Below are 24,656 nucleotides of genomic sequence, written 5' to 3'. Positions count from 1 at the left end.
CTGGAAGATGCAGTAACCGGAGGATGCGGTATCCGGCTGTATTCGTTCCCAGCTTATCCTGCTTTTATAAAACGAAGCTTTTCTTTGCTGAAATTGTTGGTCGATTATCAGGCTTCATTGATACCGCCCAGCGGAGCGAAAGGCAGGTTTACCGTAAGGTCTGCAAAGCTTTCCGGGTATCCATCTTCCATATGGTAAAGCCCGATATAGAGATTGTCATCGCTCATGTAACTGTCTACCCTTGAGAAATAATTCCTCCGGCCATACTGCCAGTCGTAGCTCAGTGTCTTTGGTTCTTCCATTTTTCTTCGCCTCCTATAATCCCATGATTTCTTTTACGATACAGTCGGGTGACCTATGACTGCCCCGACCAGTACGAGCCGGTTAAATTACCAGTTCCCCGACGTAATTCCAGACAATGGTCACGGCGGACAGGCTGGTGTCCCCGATGGCCGGCGGACTTGATGCAAACGCCGAAAAGATGATGCAGGCCGGTGCGATCATCGCTCCTTCCAGAACAGTACCCAGCGCGCAGCAACGGATGAAGTTCTGGCCTACGGACTGGGTTCGCTCCCGGCAAAGGTTGCCAATGGAATCGGTGCGATGGCTGTGTACATATCCAGCTTGAACGTTCTCCCGTATACGGTCAGAATCATGACAAATGACGATACCGTAATCAGCAGGCTTCCTAATAAAGTTACGATCCACAAAGGGATAGATTCCAGCATCCCCACCGCTTCGATCTTGTCCACGATCTCCGAGGGCAGCTCCGTTACAGTTCCACCCGCCATCCCAGGAGTGGGACATGATGTTTGTTACGATGCCCTGCACAATGGAAAAGAAGTCACGGTCAAAAGCTCCATGCCGGACATGACGGCTCCCTGTGCCAGTGCAAAACGGATAAAGGCTTTCACTACATGTCCCGGCTTTTTCATATCCGTGAAGCTCCCACAGGTTTTCACAAGCCCCGCCGCAAAGAACAGAACCAGCAGGCCGTACCCGATGGCTTTCAGTCCACCGTTGATGTTCGTCATCACGCTCCAGATCGCCCCGCCCTTGAAATTCTCCGGGCTTTGCGTCAGCAGTGTCCAGATCTCAGCCAGCTTGTCGCTCCAGGTCTGCAAGGCAGAATTTAGATTCTGTACGATCCAGTTATCACTCAAACAGTTTCACCTCCCATCCTGCAAAAGTGAGCGGAGAGCCAGCATTTCGCATGGCTCCCCTTCTGGTCTCTCTTCCTATCCCATGATCAGGTCCAGGATCTCTTTTGCAAAGGTAATGATGATACCGCCTGCCAGTGTCAGAAATCCGTTTGCCCTCTGGCTTGGATCGTGGCTCTTTAAGGACAGGCCGACCTGCACAATACCAAATCCCAGCAGGATCAGGCCAATGGCTCGGATCAGGGAAAAGATAAACGTGGACAGGTTATTGACTACGGTCAGCGGATCGCCTGCGGCATAAACGCAGATCGCCCCAATGCAGATCGACAGTACCATGACTGCATACAGAACAAACAGTTTCTTCTGCCCTCTCTTCATCTTCAGCGGTGCGGTCTCTTTCCTGGTTTCTGTGTGTTTCTTATTTTTCAGTAAATTCATTGGCATTCCTCCCATCAAAAAAGCTCCCCGATGATGTCCTCATCCAGAAGCAGTTCGTAATCGTCATATCTTGTTTCGTCAAAGGTAAAATCGTCATGCGCCAGCGGTGCTTTCGCATAATTGAACGGGCCGGCACCGCCGTCCTCGGTATACCGGATGTTGGGATGCTTCATCAGGTCATACTTGGCATCCAGTATGGGGCGTTCCCCACGGATAAACAGAAGGGCATTCTGGTTGTCCAGCATACGGACTTCATCCGGCTGTAACAGCTCCCTTCCGCTCTGCTGGAAGTTGGTGGAGTAGCTGCCGGATTTGCCTTTGGTCTGCCCGTAGGTATTGGTGTCTATGGTTTCTTTCCCCAGTAATTCTGATACATATTTATGTGTCTCTTTTTCGTTTCCGCCCAAGTATAAAAACTCATCGCAGTTGCCCACCAGACTTTCCCAGGAGTCCTTGAACAGAGCCTTTAGCTGGCTCATGTTCTGGATGATGATGCTGCAGTAAATGGAACGGGATCGGCAGAGTTGCCAGGATCTTCTCAAACTCATTTGGCAAGGATACGTTTGGAAACTCATCCATGATGCAGTTGACCGGAACTGGGAGGGCACCGCCATGCACACGGTCTGCCATATAATAAAGCGTCTGGAAAAGCTGGCTGTAGATCATGCCTACCAGATAATTCAAAGAGGTGTCTGCATCCGGGATACAGCAGAAAAGGGCAACTTTTCTTTCTCCCATGCTGGAAAGATCCAGTTCATCAGTATTGGTCAGCTTGGCGATCTGCGGCAGATTGAAGGCTTGCCAGCCGGACACCTACACTGAATTCAGGATGGACTCGGCGGTCTTTCCTGCCAGGCCTGCTTGTAAATGTGATACTGCTTGACGGCAATGCTGTCCGGGTCTCGCGTCTGCAGACGGTGAAACAAAATGTCCAGAGGGGACTCGTTAGTCCTCGTCCTCCTTCTTTACCTGTGCCCGCCCTTAAACATGTCCAGTGATAGTGGCAAAATTGTGTCTCCGACGAAGCTGGTGGACAGATCTGAGCATCGTCCTGAAAGCAGTCCGGTTTCGCTCTTCTCCCAGAAGGGATCAGAGGACTGGGAACCTTTGGGTGTGGTGTTTTGTATCAGATTGGAAATAAGACGGAGCACGTCTTTGTCATCGTGGACATACTCGAATGGATTGTAGCAAAAAGATGTGTCGGGATTGATGAGGTCGAAGACACGCACCTCATATCCTTTCTTTTCCAGCAGACCGCCTGTCTTTCGGAGCAGCTCGGCTTTCGGATCGGTGATGACCATCGAACAGCAGCACTGCATGATGTTTGGCAGGGCAAAGCCTCTGGATTTTCCTGCACCGGAGCCTCCCACTACGAGAATGTTGAGACATCTGCGGTGCTTGTGGGTGTCAAGGCTAATGCGGAAGTTCTGTGTCAGCAGGATGTTCTGGGAGTACGGCTTCTGGCTATATTTCTTACAGATCTGCCGGGCATCGCCCCATCTGGCAGAGCCATGTTCTTCCCCTCTGCGGTAGTTCTTCTGACTGGAATAAAAAATACCGATCCCGGCTGCGTAAAGTAACGTGCAGACCAGCATCGACTTGATGGTATATTCCGTATAATGAAACTGGAAGGGATGGTTCAGCTTTTCTGTGAGAACCTCCATCAGCTCGAAAAGATTCCTGCCCGGCTGGATGGCATCCGCAAGCAGGATTGCTACCCACCAGATGACAGGCAGTCCGGCAAGCCAAATCACCCAGTCTGACTTCCGGCTGTTTGTTACCGGGATGGCTGCTGTTTGGGCCTCTCTGCTCTTGGCAGGTCCGTAATGTGGAAGCTGTCCACTCCCAGGAACGAGGGCAAGGCTACTTCCATTCTCCCAGTTTACGTGGATCTGCCCTGCATCGTCTACCATATCCACCTTACCTTTTAAGCCGGGTGGCATGTGGCTCTCCCCCTCCATGCTATTAAGCGTGACCTCGGTTCCCGGCGGATATCTTCTCCGCATGGCTTCTATTCTTTCTTGTGTCATATTTCTGTATATTTGTACCACATCCTTTCTTCATCTTCCCCTTCCACGGTATGGGCGGTATCTGGATTTCATGATCTTTAACAGGACGCTGTCGATCCCATCGGAATAGCGTCCGTTTTTCAGGTATGTGTCCCGGAGCTGGTTTAAGGCTTCCACGGATTTGCTGTGTTCGGCTTCTGTCAGGTAGAGCTTTCCCTCTTCCTGCTCTGCCAGCTTCAGAACCAGATCCCGTGTGGTATCCACCGGAAGCCCCTGTTTTTTCCTGCCGGAACACTTCCCAGGAGTGCATGGATCAGCATGTGGTTCATGATCCGGTCCATCTTTACATATCGCATTCTTGTCATAGGCGAGCCTCCTTTTTTCCTCTTTTTTCTCAACCACAACATACCACACTTCCTCCCGGAAAGCTACTGCAAAAGAGCCGGAAAAGCCCCTTTTTATCAGCGTTCTGGGGACTTTTTCCTCTTGGCAGGTTTCTCCGTTTTTTCCTCCGGGATGGCAAATTCATCGGTCATAAATTCCTGCTCGCTTTTGCCAAGGTTGCGGTCTACCTGCTTGCCAATGGAATAGGCTGCACTCTTTACATCCTGGATAAAGGAGCGGAGTTCTTTCGAATCTTTCTGTCCGAATGCCTGCATCTGGCATACCTTGTCAAAAGAAAAACCGGAGACATCCACGCCGTATTTCTGTGCTGTCACATACGCCGCACAATAGGCCTGTGCCGATACCCCTGCCCGGCTGTAGCTTCCATCGTGATGGTCAAGGGATGCACAAGCCAGCTCCCGGCTGATGGAATGGAACGTTGCATTTTCGCTCATGCCATTTCGGACATAGATCGTCCGCTTGTTCGGGATGTACTGTGCCTGTACCTTATCCGGCAGATTGTCTGCGATCTGAATCCGTACCTCGCTGTCGGTCAGCAGTGCTTCCATCAGCTGGTCCATCGGCTTTGGCTCTGCCTCTTCCGGCTGCTTGGTACGGATCTGGCTGATGTCATAGGCTTTCTGGATGGAGTACCCCTGCTGGATGACACCGTCCTTTTCATATTCCTGTCCGACAATGAAGTTGTATCCCTTGCTTCCGGTCTTGACTACCTTGCCTTCTTCCTTCCATTTTTCAAAGGTCTTGACCTGCCGGATCTCCGGATTCTGTGCATAAAGCAGGAACAGGTTGTCTGTCCTCTGCGGCTTGCACTGTCCCATAAAATCAAGGAATCCTTTTAAGGAGTCCCCATTCTGGAAGACCTCCTGTGCCTTTCCATCGATCATACCCCCAGATTTCTTCCCTCTCCTGCTTTTTCTGTGCGGCATATTCTTCTTTCGATAACCGCTGGGCGGACTGCTCCTGCGAGTCCTGCCCTAAAAATTTTGTCAGGTCCATCTTCTACCTCGCTTTCGTCTTTCGTTTCTTTCTTGCTTTCTTCTGCGTTTTCCTTGGTCCACGGTTCTTTTCCCGGCTCCGCTTCTGGGATTCCTCTGCTTTCTCCCGTTTGATGTTCTCCAGCTCCCGGCGGACACTGGGACGCTCCTGTTCCCTCTGCCCTGCATCAGTCCCTTTTTCCTGCCAGGTAGAAATATTTCTGCTGTGCAAGGAAGAGCCGGACAGATTCTCTTCCCCCTCTTCCTGCACCGGGATAAAATTTTCCGGTTCGGAAAACTCCTTTTCGGGATGATTCTGGTTCTTTTCCTCTTCAGAAAAGTCCATGTTACCGACCTGGAATGCTTCGTCCAGATCGCTGATTTCAAACTGCACCTCGCCCTCCGGCATCTGCACAGTTTCCTGTACCGCTCCGGTTTCCGGTGCTTCCATTCCTTCGGTTACCTCATGGACAGCTTCCCCGACTTCGCTTCTTACGAAATCAAGGTTCATCTTATCCATGACCCGGTTAACCTTGGCTGCGTCATCTGCAAAGACCATGACCTCGCTCATCTCCGGGTTCTTTTTATCCCGGATAATGACATAGAGCAGCCCTCGTTTCCTGCCCTCACTGCAGAATTCTCTCAGGCGGTCGGACGGTACGGTAAAGAACTTCAATGGTTTGTTCTCCTTTAACATCCGCACCATTCTGGTCTTGCCCCTCGTTTTCTTCTGGTCTTTTAATACAGCGGCAACAAATACCGCCAGATGCTTTGCCAGCGTACCGGAAAGCCTGAGCCCGTGGTCCGCGCCGTCCAGGGAATACCGGACGATCTGGTCCGCCGCATCGCCTCCATAATTCATATCGTTCACCTGCTTTCTGTTTCCTTTTGTCTGGTTTTCCCCGTCTTATCTTCTTCCTGTTCTGCCTGTCTCTGGATCTGCTCTGCCAGACGCATCCTCTCTTCCATCTCTCTGGACTGCTGTTCGATCCGGATACAAATGCGGATATCCTTCCGAAGCGGCTTCAGTTCTTCGTTGATCTGACCGATCCGGACACTGTCCGGTTCGCTCCGGTAGAGCCGCTTCCGTTCTTTCGTGAGTGCCTGCACCTGTTCTTCCAACGGGGTACGGTAGGCAAGCAGTTCTTCACGGGTGGTGATCTGATGCTTCTGGAGGAATTCCATCTGCTCGATCCTGGCATCCAGTTTCCGGATATCTGCCCAGGAGCACCGGGGAGATCCGTTTCGGCTTCTGCTTTCGACACCCATCTGGTACAGATAGGAATAGTACAGGGCCTGCATCCCTTTTAACTTCTTTTTCTGGGTTCGGGAAGTTCCTGCTTTCCCAGCAGGTGTCCTGCTCTTTGGCTGTAAGATCCACTGCCGGATACTCTCTTCCGAGTAATTCTTTCCAAGGCTCCGCAGGCGGATATACCGTTCCATCCCCGGTGCTTTTAATGCAATGTACTTCCGGTTCAGCTTCCACTGGTATCCCCTCTGCTTCATCTGTTCCAGAAACTGTTTCCATGTGAAGCTTTCTGCCACCGCATCCCGGATATCCAGACGGATCGAGGTTCTCCAGGTCGGCTTTCCGTCCTGTTCTGCCATCCACTGGGCATAGGATTTCCCCTTCCTGTTTTTCGGCTCGATGACAGATAAGCCGTATTTCAGGCATAAGGCATCCGAAGCTTTCCGCACATCCTCATAGTAACTCCTGCTGTTGCTGTGGTACTTTTTCCCATCTTCCATGCTCACGGAATTAAACACGATGTGGTTGTGGTAATGCTCCGTATTCAGATGGGTGGTGATGACTGCTTCGTATTTTCCCTGAAGGAGCCTTTCTGCCAGCTCCATGCCGATCTGGTGTGCCAGTTCCGGGGGGACTTCTCCTTTTGCAAAGCTCTGCACCAGATGGTAGCCCTGTACCCCGTCCATCTTGTGGTAGCGTTTCTTTGTAGCTACCATATCTTGATAGGCAGTCTCACAGACACAGCCGATGGCATCCTCAAAAATGGAACGCTCCGTTTTGTCCCGGTTCATGGCGTAATCAATGGCTTCTTCCAGAGAGCCGGCACTTTGTCCTTTCTTTGTGGTCTTATCCTTGTTTCGGATGTACGTGATGGAATTATCCAGGCGGCTGCACCGATGATACTGGTGTATGCCATCGGCTACCATTCCTCTTTGACCAGCCTCCATGTCTCCTTTGTCATACGGAGCATTTCCCGGATACTCTCTTCCCCTGCCATCCCACAGCCGTTGGCTACATGGGCAAGCTGGTTGGCATTGTTGCACAGACCGGATATTTTCCGCAAAAGCTCCGTATGATGCTCACAGGGTCTTGCCCGGACTTCGCCGCCCATGACAATGGAACGGATATATTCCTCACGGGACAGTCCGCTTTTTTCTACCTGCTCTTCCAGAAAACGCAGCTCCTTCGCATTGAGGCGGACTGGTATCACATGGTTTCTTTTTCTCATCTCTTCACCTGCTTTCCAACGGGTTATTGGTTGTTGCCCCATTACATTTCACGGTTTTTCCAGATCAGGAAGCCTGCCAGCAAGCCGATGGCTGCCGCTGCAGCAATGATCTTTTTCTTCATATGGGCCTCACCCCCTTTCCGGTACCTGGCACAGTTCCATCGGGGCAAGCATGATCCCTCTTTTTTCCATCTCTTTTGCAAATTCCAGAAGGTTCCATTTCTTCCCATCGATCATGGCGGATTCTGCATCCAGATAGTGGCAGGTGGATACGTTCCGCTCTCCGTTTGGGGCATTCTGCACAAGGCTTTCCCCGTCTGCCAGACGGAACAGTTCCTCTCCCTGGCTGTTTACAAAACAGATACACACGCCGTGGTCGATGATCTCTTTCCGTTTCATCCGGCACCGCTCCAGAGCCTCGTCCTCCCGCTTTCCAGCTATAAAAAGACACATTGCAAAAACGCCCATTACTCCTCCGGTCATTGTGCCAAGTATAAATCCCAACATTTTTTCGTTCTCCTTTCGTCTGTTTACGGCTCGGTATGGGGGATTGGGGTTCTCCCCAAAGTGCGTTTGGATATCCAAACGCTATGCTTGCAAAACCAGTCGCATCCGGTTTCGTCCCCTCTGAACCAGTCGTTTTTCTGAATCATTCATTTTCTTTGATTTTGCTCAACCCATCCAGTGTGGTACAGATGATATGGAGTCTGTCAGCCATGCTGATCTCCGTGTTCATCGTCCCGGTGGTCTCTTTTCCGCAGACGACTACCATCCTGCACCGTCTTAAAATCTGGTGGGACATTCTCCGCATGGCCTGCATATCCTCTGCGTCCCCATCATCAAGGAATGGGGAAAAGCTGTACTGCGGGCAGATCGGCACATATCCCAGTTCGTAGATCTTCCGGCAGTACCGCTGTACTTTGGTTTTTCCCTCTTCTGCAGAACAGCAGACATAAGCAAGTGCCTGTTCCAATACGACCATCTCCTTTCCTGACCGGACAGGTTTTCTCTGCCCGGTATAATCTAAAAAAACACCCGCAAAGCATTCCGGCTCTGTGGATGTCTTGTGGACATCTGGATTCTTTTCTTTCTTTTTTCAGATGTCTGGCAGACATCCGGTTACTGCGATTCTTCGTTTTCTGTTTCTTCCAATGCTTCCAGTGCGATTCGGACACGGTCACTTCCCAGCTTATAATACGCATCCGTCACTTCAATGCCGACCGCCTGATAGCCCGACTCTGCCGCTGCAAGGATGGTAGTACCAGCTCCGGCAAACGGATCTAAGATCAGTCCGCCCGGCTCACAGATCTGGATGACATCCTTCATCAGCTGGAGCGGCTTTTCTGTCACATGGATGCGGTTCTGGGGATTCCCATAACGAAATACCCCCGGAAGGCAGGACACCGGGCGGTTGATCGGCATCGGGCCGTTGCTTCCCCACACGATATATTCTGCCTGCTGGCGGAACCTGCCCTTCTGCGGACGGGAGTTTCCCTTGTCCCAGACTGCGGTTCCTCTCCAGATCCAGCCTGCCCACTGAAGGGCATCGGTGATGGATGGGTACTGTCTCCAGTCAATAAAGAGACAGATTGGAGCCCCTCTCTTGCAGGCTTTCCGCACATCGTACAGCCATTCTGCCATCCAGTGGGTCCAGGAACGCTGATCTTTATTATCTCCATCAAAGTCCGGAAGGGCATTCTCTGCTTTCATGCTGCTGTACTTCTGGTTGGTAGTGCGGTTGCGTTCGTTCTGTTTGGTTCCACCGGACGCATAGGGCGGATCGGTCACGACTGCATCAAAAATTCCCGGCTGGAATCCTTTGACCAGCTTTAAGGTATCCCCATGCAGGATACGCCAGTTCTCCCCTCCGGCAGACTCATCCGGCAGGCAGTCCGGTTTTAAAAGATCTTCAAGTTTCAGGGTATTTCCCATAGGCATCATCCTTTCGGTCGCTTATTTTCCAGATTCCTCTGGAAGTGCTTTTCTTTATGGAACTGCTCATCGGCAGGTATCCTCTTTTTTCGGTACTTCTTTTTTCACGGTTTCTTTCTTCGGCGTTCTGGGCTGTTCGTGATGATCCGACAGTTCAGTTTCCACATATTCGCTGATGATCCCCAGTGCTTCATAGTAATTGCCGCTCTTGTAGACACGGTCTGCCATCTCATTGGCCTGTTCGGACATCCCGGCACGTCTGAGCAGTCTTGAGGCATCCCCAAGAATTGAAAAAATATTTCCGTCATGCCCTAAGAGCTTCAGCTTCGGACGGGACGGATTTGGTTTCGGCTGCTGTTCCTGCATCTCGTTTTCTGGTGCTTTCACCTGTATCTGGAAATCCGAGCCGGCACCGACATAGAAATGTAAGTATAATTCACCGCCGTCTACCTTGATCTCCCGTTGTTCCAGACTTTCTCCCCAGCCATCGCTGTACTGGCCTCTCAGATACTGCCCCACCACACGGTATTCCTCTGGTGTCAGATTCTCCAGGAGTGTCAGGTTTGCACAGCCATATAAAACACCATCCTGTTCTTTTACCGCCATTGTAATGCGTTCCACTTTTTCCTTAATGTCCTTATTTCGGTCAAAATAATCAATCAGGTTGCATGGCTGGTTGTCAGGCATACCGAGCCGGTTGATCTCGTCAACCTTTTCTGCTATAGATGGCTGATACTGCACCAGGTCAGGTCCTTCCAATGGTTCCGCATCATCCAGATCCACAATATCTGAATAGTCCGGGATAAACTCTGCCATCAGAGGGGACAGCATTTCCACTTCTATTTTTTCTTTGATAGGCATCACCTCACTTCCTTTCTCTGCCGTTTCTCCGGTGTTCGGGCAGCCATCTTTGCCATATCTGCCCAGTCTGCCCCTTCGATCTCCGGCAGGTTCTCGATGATCCGATAGCTTCCCTCGTAGGCTTTTCGGATATGTTCACACGCCCACCGTCCGGCAAAGTCATTGTCGGTACATACTTCAATCTCGGTAATCTCCGGGTGCTGGGACAGAAAATGTTCCAGTGCCTGCGGCTTTTTCATACTCCGCTGGCTCTGCCCTTCTTTTGGTGCACTGATCCCGCCAAGCTCCAGACGGTACTTATCCCGGCTTCCCTGTTCCAGTGTCATGTGCGCCAGCACATCCACACAGGCTTCATAAACGGCAACCCGTCTGCATCCTGTTTGTGCCGGAATACAAAAAGCGTATGCCTTTTCGCTTCCAGCCTGTTCCATCTTAAAAGCCTTTCCGCTGGCATCGTAAATCCCACGCAGGAAAGCATATCTTGCCACCTGATTTTCAGTCCCGGCCTACGAACACAGCATTGTGATAGGGCAGGCTCTCATAGAGGATTCCCAGATGAACACACTGCTGTAAGACCTCTCCACTGATTCCGCGCTCTTTCAGATATCGGAACACCCTGCGGCAGTCCGGGCTGGCTGGCGGCAGGACAAACAGCTTTTTGGGCTTTGTCTCCACAGGCGGAGATGTAGGTGGGATACTCATCTTTCAGCATTTGCACTGCCTCCAGAAAGGAACACCCGTCTACATGGATCAGGAAATTTAAGGCACTGGTTCCCCCGATATCTCTGGATTTCCAGTGCCACTGGCTGGTGAGCTCGTTGATTTTAAAGCTATCGTGGTCTGTCAGCTCCCATTCATTTCTGGCTGAAGATTCTTTCAGGCGGTTCGGCTGGTATTTCTTCAGGTACTCAATGGCGGTGATTTCCCTTGCCCGTTTGATCTCTTCTTCCGGAATCCACGGCATTACATCACGGTATCCCGGAGCTGCTCTGCCTTATCCGTTTTCTCCCACGGGAATTCCTTTCTTCCAAAATGCCCGAACACGGCACTCTGTCGGTAGATCGGCCGCTTCAGGTGCAGGGTGTCACTAATCTGACTTGGGTAAGCCCAAACACCAGAGGAATCGCAGCGGCGAGGCAGTCATCCGCACAAATCTTTCCGGTTCCAAAGGTATCCACCTGCACCATGACTGGCTGGGCAACCCCGATGGCATAGGCAAGGGACACCTGACATCGGCTGGCAAGTCCGGCAGCCACCATGTTTTTGGCGATGTAACGAGCCATATACGCCCGGATCGGTCAACTTTGGAACAGTCCTTCCCGGAAAATGCACCGCCGCCATGCGGTACCAGACCACCGTAGGTATCCACCATCAGCTTCCTTCCGGTCAGTCCGGTGTCTGCATCCAGACCTCCGCACACAAATCTGCCCGATGGATTAATCAGAATCTTGGTATCCTCATCCGGCGGCAGCATGCGGAGTGCCGGGCGCAGCACTTTCTCCCGGATCTCATGCTCCAGCTTCCGAAGGGATTTTTCCTTTTCATGCTGACAGGACACAACGACCGTATCCAGACGGACAGGTCTGTCATCTTCGTATTCCACGGTCACCTGTGCTTTTCCGTCCGGCAGGATTCCCATAATATATCCGCTTCTACGGCTTGCAGACAGTTCTCTTACAATGCGGTTCGCCAGAACCACTGGCATCGGCATAAGCTGCGGCGTATCATCGCAGGCGTATCCCACCATGATTCCCTGATCCCCGGCTCCATTGGCAAGTCCGCTCTGAACAGAAACAGTCCCTGTCCTGCGTTCTCTGGAACGTTCCACTGCCCCGGCGATATCCGGACTCTGTTTGTGGATGAGGGCATCCATATGGATTCCATCTGCTTCATAGCCTGCACTCTCCAACACCTTTCTGACGATTTCAAACACCTGTGGCTCATATCGGCTGGTGATCTCTCCTGCCACAATGATGTTCCCTTTAGTAGCCAGCACTTCGCAGGCCACCTTGGAATTTTCGTCCTCTTTCAGACACGCATCCAGAATACTGTCTGCAATTAAGTCGCAGAGCTTATCCGGATGTCCTTCCGTTACGGATTCTGCTGTATAAAATCGTTTCATAATTATTACCATCCTTTCCAACGAGTCAAAACTCGCTGCTCGTTATAAACTAAATAGATCCAGCAGAAAGCACTCCTTTTTGGAACACTTCCTGCCGGATCTGGATTATGAGCTGTCTCACATTCTGCACTTTTCTAGTACGTTCAGACACTTTTTTCCACCTGAATACTACCAACACACACCCTTACATAATCCCCCTGTTTTGAACACTTCCCAGTCTGTGCGGTCATCATTTGTCTCATTTTCTACACTTTTTGGGGGCTTTCAGACACTTTTTGTTAGAGCATTCGCTGATATTCCGTAGAGTATTTACCAAAGTTTCCACTTTTGAACACATTTTCCATCTGAATACACCTGGCATACACCCTTTATATACTCCCCTGTTTTGAACACATCCCTGTCCATGCGGTCATTATTTGTCTCATTTTCTGCACTTTTCGGGTACTTACGAACACTTCTGACTCCACACTGCCCCGGAAACCGGCACCGCCAGAACGATATTCCTGGCACCGCTCCATTCATATGAACACGTGACGAGCGTCAAAACCTTATCGTATATACACTTCAGGTAATCATCTCCGGTTTCGAACACTTCCCTCCGCTTGGCTACTTTTAGGTACTCTTGCACGGCCACCACATCTGGAAGTTTCTGCTGGAACGGGAACAGATTCCGGTCTGCTTTCAGTACCGTGACAATCTTATACTCCTGAATGCCGTCCTCTGTCTGAAGATAAGCAAAACGATGGGCGTTATAATAATCTTCCCCTGCATATAAGTCCAGGTTTCCGAACATCGCCCCGCTGTTCATGTTGTGACCGTAAATGATGAGATTCCTGCTTTCGGACACTTTACAGTCTGCCTGTAAAAACAGGCTTCCGTTGATGTCATATTCCTTTTTGTAATTCCGTTTCAGGTAAAACTCCCAATTCTCCTGTTCGGACTGAAGCACCGGGTAATCAATCCCGGTATCCGGTATGGTCAGCCATCCCTGCACATCCGGGTATTGTTCCTGGAGAGAAACAAGGTCTACCGCAGCCACCGGGCATTTTCTCCCAGCTGGTTGGTCTTTCTTTTCAGATCCTGAGGCTCCCAGAGCTCCGGCTCCGGGAAATTCCCTTTCAGCTCTGCCACCAGCTTTTTGTTCTCCATTGGGAGATATACCATATGGTAAAGCAGGAACCCGGCACTTAAGAAAAGTGCTGCAAGGCATACCGTTTGAAAAAGTTTTTTCGCGATTTTCATCGTTCCTGTCCGGCTTTCCTCTGCTTCTTTGGCTGGCTTTTCTGCGTCTGTCCCGGCACAGGCGGTTTTCTGGCTGCTTTCAGGATCGGCTCTGTCGGAATCTGGTTCTGTCTGCAGCCCTTTAAGATTCCGGTCAGGTACGACCGTCCGGGCGGATTAAAGTTCTGCATGTAATCTTTTGTCATGATATAGACAATGGCTTTGATCTCTCTTCCGCCTTTATTCTTGACGGTGATTTCCTGTTTGTCGTAAAAATCAGGATAGCCTTCATAAAGATCTAGGCTCTTTTCGCAGTCCCCGGTCAGTGACCAGAGGACGCCGTCCACATGGCTTCCCTTTTCCGGGAAGATGGTGGCAAGACCGCTTCCGGCAGCTGCAAAGGTCAGCCGATACCCCTCCAGGCGGACGGTTTCTACCACCTCCGCCTTGGGGCACCGATATGCCATCTGGTCCAGATCCATGTTGCTTCCATACGCAAAATATAATTGTTTCAGCCTATCTGCCCCCTTTTTTCTTCTTTCTTCTGGATGCCACACTCATACCAATCAGACCGCCTGCGGAAAGAATCAGGCACAGGGCCGGAATCCAGAGGTTGGTGTCATCACCTGTTTTCGGGTTGCTTACAGACGGGGTATCCTCCGGCAGCTTCTCGTTCGTCACTTTCTGGATGACTTCGATCACTGGAGTTTTGTCATCTACATAGGTAAATGTCACTTCATGCTTGGTCTCATCCATCTGATATCCTTCCGGTGCTTTGGTCTCAACCAGATAATAAATGGCTGCCTTATCAAATTTGCCATCCTTATAAGTTCCGATTGCAAGCAGTCCGCTGGTTGCATGACCGTTTTCATCAGTGGTCAGGGTTTCTACCACTTTGCCATCGGCATCCCTCAATTCAAATTCCGCACCTTTCAGTGCAGCTCCGGTATCCTTGTCCGTTTTCTCAATGATCAGACGTCCCTTTGCGGTATCATCTTTCATGGCTACCTTCTGGATCTCTGCGGTGTCTGCCACCTCGAAGGTGATCTCTTCCGAAACGACATAACCGTTTGGAGCCTGCTCTTCTTTCAGGGTGTATTTACCGATTGGAATTTTTTCGATATAATGCGGCTCTTTACCGGAAGTCCAGGTTTCTACGATATTGCCATTTTCATCTGTGATGGTCAGTTTGGCTCCTTCGATCTCATTATCTCCGGTAATATCCGTTTTGCCTGATCTCCACTTTGGTCACATCATCTTCCATTACCTGTTTCTGGATCTCTACAGTATTCTCCACGGTGAATGTGATGCTTTCCGCAGTGGCATATCCAATCGGCCGGCTTGGTTTCTGTCAGGGTGTACGATTTTCCTCTACAACCAGTTCTTTGATGATGTGCGGCTCCTTGGTGGATGTCCATTCCTCAACAACAGCCCCGTTTTCATCCGTCAGCTGTAATCTGGCTCCCGGCAGTTCCTCGCCTGTGGTCAGATCGGTTTTGGAAAGTTCCACGGTTGTCGGCTCATCTTCAAATACGAACTCATAAACCGCTTCTGTTTCTTTGTCTCCCTGGTAATTGAAAACAAATTCCTGTTCTTCTCCGGTGGTGACAAATCCATCCGGTGCATACAGCTCCTTCACTATAATAGGTTCCGTCAATCGGCAGGTCTGCAATAAAGGAAATCTTTCCATCTACATCTGTTGTTTTTAACTCAGATCAGGGTATCTGCTTCCATCAGCACCTTTCCAGATGCGGACAGGATGTCGTTCCTAGTGTACAATCCAAAGATGCCGCCTTTTAATACACGGTCGGTATCCTTTTCTTTCTTCAGGACGTTCACTTTCACCTTCTGGCGGTTGTTCTGCCAGTCCTCATCGTATACGACAACCGGGGTATCCTGATCGCGGTAGGAAAGATCTACATATCGTGGTTCTTCATCCAGGATATAACCATATGCTGTGCCTACCTCTTTGACATAATATTTTCCAACCGGAAGGTCAGATACTTCTGCAACACCGTTTGCATCGGTAGTTACAGTTGCTACCAGTTCGTCCTTGGAATAATAGTCCGGGCTTACGCCATCAGCTGCTTTGATATCTTCGGCAGCACGGATTTCGAAGGTAACGTCTGTCAGGCTTCCTGTAATGTACTCAAAGAAATGTTCCACAACACCTTTGACGTTCTATCCAGCAGGGTGATCGTATCGAGGAATTCGCCCTTCTTGTTTACGATCAGCAGTGCTTTCGGTACATGGTCCTGCATTTCCACTTTCTGTATTTCTGCGGTATCCTCGATGGTGAATTTCACATCCGTAGTCTTTAAATGACCAAGCGGTGCAAGGGATTCACGGAGGATATAGGTTTTTCCAACAGTCAGATATTTGATCACATGAGGCTCATCCTTTACGGAAGTCCAGCTGTCGATCACGTTTCCATCCTCATCCAGAACAGAAAGGGATGCTCCGTTCAACTCCACGCCTGTTGTCAGATCGGATTTTGTCGACCTCGATGGTCGTCGGCTGGTTCTTCTTAATCGATTTCAGTTTAATGGTCTGGATGTCCTGTCCCTGATAGGTGGCATCAAATTCCAGTACCTCATCAGAGGATACAAAACCGTCCGGTGCAGAAATTTCTTTTACATAATAAGTTCCAAGCGGCAGGTCCAGGGTGAAGTGTGCCTGTCCCTTTTCATCGCTTGTAATCTCCTGTAATAAGGTGTCCGCTTTCACGATTACATTGTCACCGGATTTGATCTCATTCTTATTATAAAGACCAAAGACGGCTCCAGCTACCACGCTTCCGGTTTCTGCATCCTGTTTTTCCACGGTGATGCTTACCTTCTGGCGTTCATTGGTAAATGTCACTTCTTCGTCTACAACCGGGGTATCCTGTCCGGCATAGGTAAAGGTTACCTTTTCTCCTTTGGCATTCCAGGTGTATCCTTCCGGTGCTTTTTTCTCTTCTACACGGTATTTTCCGAGCGGAAGATTCTCGATTACGGCACTTCCGGTTTCATCGGTCGTTACCGTTGCCACCAGTGTGTCCTTTGCATATTCCAGATAACGGTTGCCGTTCTCATCTGTCTGATGGTCTGCGGTATAGATATCCTCGGAGGCGTAAACTTCAAACACGGCTCCTGCAAGGCTGGCTTCCTCATAAGTAAAGTCTTTATCAAAACCTTTGACTACTTCGCCTTCTTTGCGGATGGTCAGTCTGCCCTTAGCTGGGTGGTTCTCAAAATCCACCTCGATGATCAGGTCACCGCTGACCGGATCTTCCTGGTATGCAGTATCACTGTCTACCTTGATTTCCACGGTATTGGTGCTGTGGGTATATCCATCTGGTGCAGTCACTTCTTCGATGCGGTAATTTCCACAAGCCAGATTCTGTGGCAGGATCAGGTATCCGTTTTCATCCGTAAAATAGGATTTATGTACCGTAGTGGATGGATAAGTAGTCACTTGTTCTACATATTTCTTGTTATCCAGATCGTATACTTTAAATTCAGTATTCGGAACCAGAACAGATTTCTTTGTCTCGTCATCTTTTTTGACGATTTTTAATTTTGCTTCAAACTCTTCGTCCAGAAGCACACGCCATACCTGCGGTTTCTCTGGATTGTTCTCTGAAATCACAACTTTGAAATCATCAACTGGTTTGAAGTTGTGCGGTGTGGTGGTTTCTCTTACAATGTAAGTCCCGTATGCAAGCGGAATGGAGCATGCATATCCACGCTCATCCGTGAACATTTCTGTCTGTCCGTCTGCAGTCAGCACGACCGGAGTAGCGGATGTAAAATCATAGGAACCGTCCTTATTTTTCTTCAGGCTGCTCTCCAGATATGCACTGAATCCCACACCTTTTAACAGATCGGCATCGGTCTTTCCGTTGTTGGCGGCTTTGATGACCTGAAACGGCTGTTTGATCACATCCTCCAGAGAAGTTACGGTACGTTCTACCGTCTGAACCAGATCTCCCTCGTCATTACACTCCAGATCATGTTCTCCCGGGTCTGCCAGATATCCGACAGGCGGAGTCAGTTCTTTAACGTAATACTTTCCGAGATAGAGGTCTGCGACTTCTGCATTTCCCTCTGTATCCGTAGTCAGGGTTGCAATCTGTGTTCCTGCCGGGTAAAGAACACCTGTCTGTCCATCTGGATGTACGATATCTTCACGGGCATACAATCCGTAAACAGCACCCTCAAGGGTTGCATCTCCCTGTGCGGTCTTTCCGGTTTCGGAATCCTCTTTTACCAGTTTGATCTTCGCATTGATCCGCTCATTCTGGAACGTATGGTTGAAAGAAACCGTTGCCTCTTTGTCTGTTGTGTACTGGAAGGTAAAGGAGTACACATCCTCGCCGTTTCTCACATATCCAGCTGGTGCACCCAGCTCTTTCATGTAGTAGCTGTTGGCTATCGGCAGGTCTGCCTGATATACGGCTTTTCCGTCTGTTCCGGTCACTGCTTTCTCAATGAGAGTATCTTTCTTGACCACAATGGTTCCGTCCGCTGCTTTGATGTCATTTCCGGCATACAGACCATAAGTGCCGCCCGGAAGGTATTTCCTGGTTTTCTTATCCTGCTTGTATACACTTACGCTTGCTTTCTGGCGGTCATTTTTGAATGTCACGCTTCCCATGACCTTTTCTACGTTGCTTCCAGCATAGGAAAGGGTGATCTCCTGGCTTTCGCCTGTGCATACCAGATTTTGTGGTGCCTGCATTTCTTTTACTACATATTTCCCCAGATATAGATTATCCAGTGTGGCACTTCCGTCATCTCCGGTGGTAAGTCCGGCTTTGACTAATGCGTCTTTTTTGTAGACTACTGTTCCGTCTGCGGATACAATGTCCGACGCGGCATAAACGTTATAAACCGCACCTTTCTGTTTCTGCTCGGTATAAACAAAGGAAACACCATCATCAGTTACCTTTGCCCCGGTCAGAACTTCTCCTAATTTATAAACAGTCAGGCTTGCCATTTGTTCAGCATCAGTAACGGTCTGTTTTACAGTGCCGCCGATGACCAGGTTCACATCGTAAGCCTTAGTGTCCAGCAGGTATCCGTTTGGTACGGAGATCTCTTTCAGGTATACGGTATCCTGTTTTTTTGTGATCGTAACGCTGGAAGCTCCGTTGTCATCTGTGGCCGGCATCTTCGTGATCAGGTTCTTTCCGTCCTTGTCACTGTAAACGCCATAGACTGCACCTGCGATGGCTTTGTTACTCTTGCGGTCCTTTTTTACGATTTCTAGAGTTGCCTGTTTTACCCATGAAACTTTAAAATCCACATATTTCTCATCGGTCACGCCCTCGCCAAATACCAGGGCAAGGTCCTGTGTCTCGCTTCCGGTGGTGATCTTATAAGCGGAGTAGTCTTTGATGATGCTTCCTTTCATGGTGGAAGACCATTCCCCTTTGACATCCACAGCCTGTGTCAGCGGTGCGGATAAATAAAATTTGGTACCGCCGCAGATTTCCACGGATGCACCTACACTGCTGGTCTTTCCGGTTGTCACATTATGCAGTCTGACACCGGACGGCAGTTTCATGGTGATGGTCTGCAGTTCGGATGCCTTGAAGGTGATCTCTTCGGTTCTCTGGCTGTTGCCACTGATATATGCGGTAACATCTGCATTGGAGAAACTCATGTCCACTTCCGGGGATCTCCGGCTGGCTCATGCAGTAATTGTAGAGTTCCATTGCCAGAGCCTGTCCGGTTGCATTCGTACCAGAAAAAGCGTCACCGCTGTTATTTGCATAGGATGCTGCCAGATGGACAATGATAAACTGTTTTCCGGCTGAAAAATCAGGATGTTTCTCAGAAAAAAATCCATTTTCACCGGATGCTTTGGTTCCGTAGTAGCACACTTTTGCCAGTGCTTTGCTGTCACCCAGTTTGGTGATCTTGTAAACACCATCCCCAGGTCCCGCTTTGGATGGCTGCACACAGTAGGCAGTTGCAGACACATTTCCAAATTTAACGGTATATTTATAGGTTACATAGGAGCCCAGACCGTAGTCTGCATAATAGTATGCAGTCCCTCTTGTCACATTCACGTCCTGGGTTGCTCTTGTACTGGTATTGACTGCGGTGAATGAAACGGTTTCCCCATCTTCCATTGCTATCAGGTCAATATCCTGTTCCCCTGCCTGCTCCAGAACATCGCTGAGTGTCAGCCCGGATTCTGCATCGGTTGTATTTTCCGTTTCGGATTCCTCTAATGCGGCATCAAACTCGGATTCAGAAAGTCCATCCTGAAATTCGGATTCTGTTTCTTCCGGTTCTTCTGTCTCCGCTTCCTCTGTTTCAGATTCAGCTGTCTCCGGCTCAACAATTTCTGTCTCTACAGGCACTGTCTCAGTTTCTTCCTGCGAGGCAGCTTCCTCATCATCAGAACCTGTATCCTCTTCGGTAACTGCCTGTTCTGTCTGCGGTTCACTCTGAGCTGCTGTCACAGGCTCTTTTACGATCAGATTTCTCCCAATCTGATAAACCGGGTGGTTCTGGTTGACTGGCTCCACATAATAAACGGCATGGTAAGTGTCTGCATGGCTGGTGCTGAAGTTCTCCCCGGCGTCATTCTCTGCTTTCTGGAATATCACTTTGACTTTGCTTTCGTCCTTAATTTCCAAATTTGTAAAATCCGTGGAAACATCAAAGTCCTTTCCGACTTCCAGCTCCAGATCGGTGGCTTTTACCACTTCATTTTCATCCAGCTGATCCTTTACGGATTCATACGCTGGCGGTTCCGCCGCTTTCGGCTCTTCCGAAGCATACACCGTCAGCGGTGAAATGACTGTGGATAAGATGGTGACTGCCGCCATCACCCCTGAAAGGATTCGCCTGAATCGATATTTACTCTTCATGTTTTCTACCTCTTTCTTCTTTTTCTTCTTTTTCTTCATTTTGCATAAGAACAGCCGGATGTTTCCACCCAGCCGGTCTGTCTTCATTATTCTGTTATCTCGCATCATCTGTCCGTCTTGGATTCTGCAGACAGGCATAGGTACTTTTGTCATACCGCCATGCCTTATCCCCGTCCAGATTGGCAAGCAGATGCTTCCGCACATTTTTGTATTCGTCCCCGATCAATCCGAGGCGGAGCAGAAAGGTGCGGAACGTAAATGCCGGGTTATCCCCGATCTCCGTCTTTTTGGCATGGGTACAGGATTGGTTGATCGCCTGTGCGGATATGGCAAGTGCCAGTGTGATATTCGACCGGACTTTTCCTGCATGGAGGGTGCTTTCAAAACAGCGCCATTCCAGTGTTCCCTTGGAAAAAACAGCGTGTAGGTTTAATGCATAATACCTTGTCCAGTTGTAATGCTCGGAGCTTCCGTCATTTCCCTCATACCATGCCCTTTTGAATTTTTCCATTGTAATGGTGCTGTTGGGCATCCTGCGGATCTTCTCCAATACCATAGGACGGACTTTCTGGCAGTACTCATCCTGTCTTCTGGTCTGTACATTCAAGGCTTTGAACAGAATATCCTCTTTGCAGTACATGATCGTCAGTGCATTTTTCAGACTCCTTGGTGTATGATTGGATGCGTCCACATGGACATGCATGCCACAGGATGAATTGACAAAAGCACCTGCGTTTTTGACACACCGCACCACTTCCTGGAGTTTCCCCATTTCCGAATATTCCAATTTCGGGGATACCATGTTCCGTGGCATAGTCGCTGTCAGCATTCAGACATCTTCCGTGAGATTTGTACTGACAACGGATACTGGAATCATAGGAAAACTTCCAGACCTTTCCATCCGGGTCTTTCACACACCATGAGCTGTAAAAGCGGATGGAATATGGCTCTGTTCCGAACATTCTTCCAACAGCGGCAGCCGCCTTGTAACGGCTGATGCCTGTCATCTCAATCTCTGTACCGAAATACTGGTTTTTTAAGTCGATCTGCTTCACCCACCCTTCGCTTCTGGAACAGGTGAGCTGTTTCGAATCTCTTCATCCACGGCTTTCAGGTTTCTGCCTATTGCTTCGATGACATTGACGGTGACACCGTTCCCGGCCTGCTTGTAAAGCTGGTTATCCGATGTTTCTTTTTCCATCTTGGAAATCTGACCATCCCAGTATCCCTGCAGCCGTAGACACTTCCTTGGCGTCAGCCTGCGGATTCTGCCGTGGTAAATCACTCCATGACGGTCAGTTGCCGTAATGGTGAACATTGGCTCTTCCGGTTCTTTCATTCTTCTTCCATTCTGGCGGACTTTTTCCCTGGCTGGTGTCAGCACTGCCCTTGGCGTTTCTTCCACCAGCACCCCGGAACTTTCGCCTCTGTGGTTATGGATGCTGGAATCCTGTCTGGTATTCAGACATCTTGCAACGTCTGTCACCAGCGGCGGAGGGGAGATATCTACAAAATGCAGTGTTCCCTGCTGGTTTCCGGTCGTGAGGGTATGGGCGATTTCATGCCCGACTCTTCCCCTGCGGCTATTGATACCCGGATAGCCGAGGTCGATGCTATCACCCTCATAAGCCATCTTGTATCCTTTTCGGGTGTTTTCCTTGATTGGGATACCGACTTCGTATAATCCGGTCTTGCCGCCCATACCACCAGCCCCGCTGGTCAGCGTGCAGCTCAGTCCTTCTTCTGCGTAGACTCTTTCTCCCTGTTTGCCAGCATGGACTTGTATAAGAGCTGTTCCATTTGCTTTTGGGAAAGGTAATATTTTTCCGGCACATCTTCCATCAAGATATCCGACAATATACACCCGCTTCCTTGACTGGGGGACTCCGAAATCCTTGCTGTTAAGCACTTTCCATTCGACATGATACCCCAGTTCAGATAGCGTACTGAGGATGGTATGAAACGTCCGCCCTTTGTCATGCGAAAGCAGACCGGGTACGTTTTCAAGGAGAAAATACGCAGGTCGTTTGTTTGCAACCAGTCTGGCAACTTCAAAGAAAAGGGTTCCTCTTGCATCGGCAAATCCTTCCCTTCGTCCAGCGATAGAGAATGCCTGGCAAGGAAATCCCGCGCATAAAAGATCAAAGTCCGGCATTCGTTTTGTTTCAATATTTCTTGCGTCATTACAGAACCACTCTCCTTCCGTATCAAACAGCACCCGGTAGTTGTGGTCTGCATACGCGTCTGCTTCACAGTGTCCGACACAGGTGAAGCCCCCTGCTCTGTGCAGTCCTTCTCGGAATCCTCCGATTCCGCTGAAAAGGTCAAAAAATCGAATTGTTCCGGCTATCAGCCTCCCTTCGCTGTGAAAAAAAACAGTGCAGATTTCTCTGCACCGTCTCAGTCTTTTGGTCTCTTTTTTGGGATGTCTATGCTTCTGCTTCCTCTGGATCTGTTGCTTCCGGCTCTTCGGTTTCCTGTTCTGGTTCAGCTGATTCCTCTTCGTCTGCTTCTGCTGGCTCTGTTTTCTCTGGATCTTCCGTTTCCGGTTCTGTCGGCTCTGACTTGGCTTCTGGTTCCGGTTCTGTCGGCTCTTCCTCGGCTTCCGATTCCAGCTCTTCTGGCTCTGACTCTTCGACTTCCGGCTCTGGCTTCTCTGGCTGGTCCTCTTCCGATTCCAGTTCATCTGGCTCCGTTTCCTCTGGTTCAGCATCTTCCACTTCTGGCTCTTCCTCAGTTTCTTCTGACTCCGCTTTCCATTTGGCTTCCTCTTTTTCGAGTGCCGCTTCGATCAGTCCGATCAGGAAGTCTTTCTGTTTCATGCCGTTTTTGGCGAGGACTGCTTTCAGTCTGGAAAATAACTCCTCGTCTACCTGTACTGCTACTGTTCTCTAAATTTGCCATGTCCGTCTTTTCTCCTTTTCTTGTCATGTGTTCTTCGATTACCATTTCAAGGTATTTTGGTATGCTGATCCCTAACTCTTCGACCTCCAGTTTTAGTTTCTCATGCAGCTCTACCGGAATCTTTCCGCATATGTTTTTCATCTCCATTGCGTCTGTTCTCCTTTCTTTTTTCTACACACAACATAACCTAAAACGTGACAGAAAGCTATTCACAATACCCAACGAATATGATGCCTTCAAAAGCCCCCAAAGGATGCAGATCTAATAACATTCAATAGGCATCACCCCTTTCAAAAATCCGTGATTTATACTAATTTGACTGCTTGAATTTTGGCTATTTTATCACCGGAAAAGATTTGACTTTTTCAGAACGCATCCTCAAGCCCGGAGAGAAAATCCAGCATCTGAGATGGGATTTCTTCTTTTCTTCGAAACACTTTCCCGGAGCCTGAAATGGAAACACCTGCCAATTCTTCCCGGATTGCCTGCCGGATGCTTTTCTCCAGCTGGTTGTTTTCCTGATCCTTTAAGATCACCTGAACCAGATAGCTGCTCTTCGCCCATCCGGAACACTTTGCAGGATCTCCCATGCCTTTCTGTGGTCCGGGTTATCAAGGTTCAGGCGGAACGAGAAAACGGGCCGCTTTACTTCGCACACATCTGCCCCACAATCCGCTCATATCCGGAAGCGTTGGCGTGCACGTCCGTCAGGTAAATCTGCCGACACAGCCCGTCCTGCGGTGTCACGTGCCGTTTCAGGATGCTGGCTCCGCCGCCCATGATCACGGACGGAATTGCCTTCAGATCGAACCCAGCTTCCATGATTGCAGACAGTATTTTCTCCGTGTAGATTCTTCCCTGCCGGACAATAATTTCTTTTGCAGCCGGGTCCATGCTACAACTCTGGCCGTTTAGCACACGTTCTATCTGAATGTCCGTTACAGACAGCCCAGGTATTTCTGCGTACCTGCTCGGTGATCTCATCCACACACCGGATTACACCAAGCTCCAGGCTGCGGCAGGTGGCGGCGTTTGGAACACTGTTGTCCAGCCGCATCAGGTCTACGGTCCATCCACCGATATCTGCGAGAAGAACAGAAGGCTCGTCCCGAACACATTCCGGGTGGAGAGCCAGGGCTGAGTATCCCTGTGGGAACAGTTTTACATCCTGAATCCGGATCTCGTAGCTCTCATCCTCGTATCGGAAACGCAGAGGCTGCTCTTTCCGAAACAGATATTCCCGGAAGCCTTTTTTCTCCCTGCCAAAACTTGCCAGTGGAAG

Annotated in this window: 17 protein-coding genes and 9 pseudogenes; all 26 read right to left on the bottom strand. The window is 49.6% G+C overall.

All coding sequences use genetic code 11. The features are described 5' to 3' along the window. Positions 1-107: 107 nt before the first annotated feature. Complete coding sequence (locus tag R1Y93_RS12660) at positions 108-302, bottom strand: DUF4313 domain-containing protein (protein WP_500823086.1); 195 nt, start codon at positions 300-302, stop codon at positions 108-110. Between the two features lie 13 nt (positions 303-315). After that, positions 316-1,163 (bottom strand): annotated as a pseudogene (locus R1Y93_RS12655) (VirB6/TrbL-like conjugal transfer protein, CD1112 family). Between the two features lie 75 nt (positions 1,164-1,238). After that, entirely contained in the window at positions 1,239-1,613 is a 375-nt protein-coding gene (locus R1Y93_RS12650; RefSeq protein WP_500823085.1) for a glutamyl-tRNA amidotransferase, read from the bottom strand. Continuing rightward, the gene (locus tag R1Y93_RS12645; RefSeq protein ID WP_500823089.1) at positions 1,613-2,086 is read right to left on the bottom strand and encodes a type IV secretory system conjugative DNA transfer family protein; all 474 of its coding nucleotides are present in this window, start codon (positions 2,084-2,086) and stop codon (positions 1,613-1,615) included. Before R1Y93_RS12645 ends, R1Y93_RS12650 begins: the two co-directional genes overlap by 1 nt. Beyond that, a complete protein-coding gene (locus R1Y93_RS12640; protein ID WP_500823083.1) occupies positions 2,016-2,411 on the bottom strand; it encodes a type IV secretory system conjugative DNA transfer family protein in 396 nt (131 codons plus the stop codon). The genes R1Y93_RS12645 and R1Y93_RS12640 overlap by 71 nt, the downstream gene beginning before the upstream one ends. A 152-nt stretch (positions 2,412-2,563) precedes the next feature. Next, the gene (locus R1Y93_RS12635; RefSeq protein ID WP_500823082.1) at positions 2,564-3,628 is read right to left on the bottom strand and encodes a type IV secretory system conjugative DNA transfer family protein; all 1,065 of its coding nucleotides are present in this window, start codon (positions 3,626-3,628) and stop codon (positions 2,564-2,566) included. Between the two features lie 30 nt (positions 3,629-3,658). Beyond that, a complete protein-coding gene (locus R1Y93_RS12630) occupies positions 3,659-4,009 on the bottom strand; it encodes a hypothetical protein (protein WP_500823081.1) in 351 nt (116 codons plus the stop codon). Positions 4,010-4,068: 59 nt separating this feature from the next. Next, a pseudogene (locus R1Y93_RS12625) lies at positions 4,069-5,008 on the bottom strand (ArdC-like ssDNA-binding domain-containing protein). A gap of 3 nt (positions 5,009-5,011) precedes the next feature. Then, entirely contained in the window at positions 5,012-5,848 is an 837-nt protein-coding gene (locus tag R1Y93_RS12620; protein WP_500823080.1) for a PcfB family protein, read from the bottom strand. Positions 5,849-5,853: 5 nt separating this feature from the next. Further along, positions 5,854-7,151, bottom strand: a pseudogene (locus R1Y93_RS12615) (relaxase/mobilization nuclease domain-containing protein). Between the two features lie 3 nt (positions 7,152-7,154). Further along, positions 7,155-7,463, bottom strand: coding sequence for a plasmid mobilization protein (locus R1Y93_RS12610; RefSeq protein WP_019162193.1), 309 nt, complete (start codon positions 7,461-7,463; stop codon positions 7,155-7,157). A gap of 129 nt (positions 7,464-7,592) precedes the next feature. Then, the gene (locus R1Y93_RS12605; protein WP_500823079.1) at positions 7,593-7,970 is read right to left on the bottom strand and encodes a DUF3789 domain-containing protein; all 378 of its coding nucleotides are present in this window, start codon (positions 7,968-7,970) and stop codon (positions 7,593-7,595) included. A gap of 142 nt (positions 7,971-8,112) precedes the next feature. Next, positions 8,113-8,445 (bottom strand): DUF7768 domain-containing protein, encoded by a 333-nt coding sequence (locus tag R1Y93_RS12600; protein ID WP_044920437.1) that lies wholly within the window; start codon positions 8,443-8,445, stop codon positions 8,113-8,115. A gap of 137 nt (positions 8,446-8,582) precedes the next feature. Continuing rightward, entirely contained in the window at positions 8,583-9,395 is an 813-nt protein-coding gene (locus R1Y93_RS12595) for a DNA-methyltransferase (RefSeq protein ID WP_500823078.1), read from the bottom strand. A 66-nt stretch (positions 9,396-9,461) separates the two neighbouring features. Next, positions 9,462-10,256, bottom strand: a complete 795-nt coding sequence (locus R1Y93_RS12590) for a hypothetical protein (RefSeq protein ID WP_500823077.1) — start codon at positions 10,254-10,256, stop codon at positions 9,462-9,464. Beyond that, positions 10,256-11,220: pseudogene (locus R1Y93_RS12585) on the bottom strand (DUF3991 domain-containing protein). Before R1Y93_RS12585 ends, R1Y93_RS12590 begins: the two are co-directional and overlap by 1 nt. Further along, a pseudogene (gene metK / locus R1Y93_RS12580) lies at positions 11,220-12,378 on the bottom strand (methionine adenosyltransferase). The pseudogenes R1Y93_RS12585 and metK overlap by 1 nt, the downstream one beginning before the upstream one ends. Positions 12,379-12,823: 445 nt before the next feature. Continuing rightward, positions 12,824-13,620, bottom strand: a pseudogene (locus R1Y93_RS12575) (class B sortase). Then, the gene (locus R1Y93_RS12570) at positions 13,617-14,114 is read right to left on the bottom strand and encodes a gamma-glutamylcyclotransferase family protein (RefSeq protein ID WP_500823088.1); all 498 of its coding nucleotides are present in this window, start codon (positions 14,112-14,114) and stop codon (positions 13,617-13,619) included. Before R1Y93_RS12570 ends, R1Y93_RS12575 begins: the two are co-directional and overlap by 4 nt. 1 nt (position 14,115) lies before the next feature. Next, a pseudogene (locus R1Y93_RS12565) lies at positions 14,116-20,470 on the bottom strand (SpaA isopeptide-forming pilin-related protein). Between the two features lie 94 nt (positions 20,471-20,564). Further along, a pseudogene (locus tag R1Y93_RS12560) lies at positions 20,565-21,477 on the bottom strand (amidoligase family protein). 44 nt (positions 21,478-21,521) lie between these two features. Continuing rightward, positions 21,522-22,823, bottom strand: coding sequence for a DNA (cytosine-5-)-methyltransferase (dcm, locus tag R1Y93_RS12555; RefSeq protein ID WP_500823087.1), 1,302 nt, complete (start codon positions 22,821-22,823; stop codon positions 21,522-21,524). A 76-nt stretch (positions 22,824-22,899) separates the two neighbouring features. Then, positions 22,900-23,292: a hypothetical protein gene (locus R1Y93_RS12550; protein ID WP_500823090.1), complete on the bottom strand. Its 393-nt coding sequence runs from the start codon at positions 23,290-23,292 to the stop codon at positions 22,900-22,902. Next, positions 23,204-23,521 (bottom strand): hypothetical protein, encoded by a 318-nt coding sequence (locus R1Y93_RS12545; protein WP_500823076.1) that lies wholly within the window; start codon positions 23,519-23,521, stop codon positions 23,204-23,206. The genes R1Y93_RS12550 and R1Y93_RS12545 overlap by 89 nt, the downstream gene beginning before the upstream one ends. A gap of 218 nt (positions 23,522-23,739) precedes the next feature. Then, positions 23,740-23,964 (bottom strand): hypothetical protein, encoded by a 225-nt coding sequence (locus tag R1Y93_RS12540; protein WP_500823075.1) that lies wholly within the window; start codon positions 23,962-23,964, stop codon positions 23,740-23,742. Positions 23,965-24,019: 55 nt separating this feature from the next. Next, positions 24,020-24,656: pseudogene (locus R1Y93_RS12535) on the bottom strand (ParM/StbA family protein); the annotation flags it as partial.

This window comes from Blautia sp. HA3515, from assembly GCF_059933065.1.
The sequence above is the reverse complement of the archived record's forward strand: the minus strand, read 5'-3'. Positions and strand labels throughout refer to the sequence as shown.

Coding starts and splice junctions, on each gene's coding strand:
- R1Y93_RS12595 (WP_500823078.1), bottom strand. CDS start 9,395: ATGGGAAATACCCTGAAACTTGAAGATCTTTTAAAACCGGACTGCCTG.
- R1Y93_RS12635 (WP_500823082.1), bottom strand. CDS start 3,628: ATGACACAAGAAAGAATAGAAGCCATGCGGAGAAGATATCCGCCGGGA.
- R1Y93_RS12590 (WP_500823077.1), bottom strand. CDS start 10,256: ATGCCTATCAAAGAAAAAATAGAAGTGGAAATGCTGTCCCCTCTGATG.
- R1Y93_RS12540 (WP_500823075.1), bottom strand. CDS start 23,964: ATGGGAGATCCTGCAAAGTGTTCCGGATGGGCGAAGAGCAGCTATCTG.
- R1Y93_RS12545 (WP_500823076.1), bottom strand. CDS start 23,521: ATGGAGATGAAAAACATATGCGGAAAGATTCCGGTAGAGCTGCATGAG.
- R1Y93_RS12605 (WP_500823079.1), bottom strand. CDS start 7,970: ATGTTGGGATTTATACTTGGCACAATGACCGGAGGAGTAATGGGCGTT.
- R1Y93_RS12550 (WP_500823090.1), bottom strand. CDS start 23,292: ATGAAACAGAAAGACTTCCTGATCGGACTGATCGAAGCGGCACTCGAA.
- R1Y93_RS12660 (WP_500823086.1), bottom strand. CDS start 302: ATGGAAGAACCAAAGACACTGAGCTACGACTGGCAGTATGGCCGGAGG.
- R1Y93_RS12600 (WP_044920437.1), bottom strand. CDS start 8,445: ATGGTCGTATTGGAACAGGCACTTGCTTATGTCTGCTGTTCTGCAGAA.
- R1Y93_RS12650 (WP_500823085.1), bottom strand. CDS start 1,613: ATGGGAGGAATGCCAATGAATTTACTGAAAAATAAGAAACACACAGAA.
- R1Y93_RS12620 (WP_500823080.1), bottom strand. CDS start 5,848: ATGAATTATGGAGGCGATGCGGCGGACCAGATCGTCCGGTATTCCCTG.
- R1Y93_RS12610 (WP_019162193.1), bottom strand. CDS start 7,463: ATGAGAAAAAGAAACCATGTGATACCAGTCCGCCTCAATGCGAAGGAG.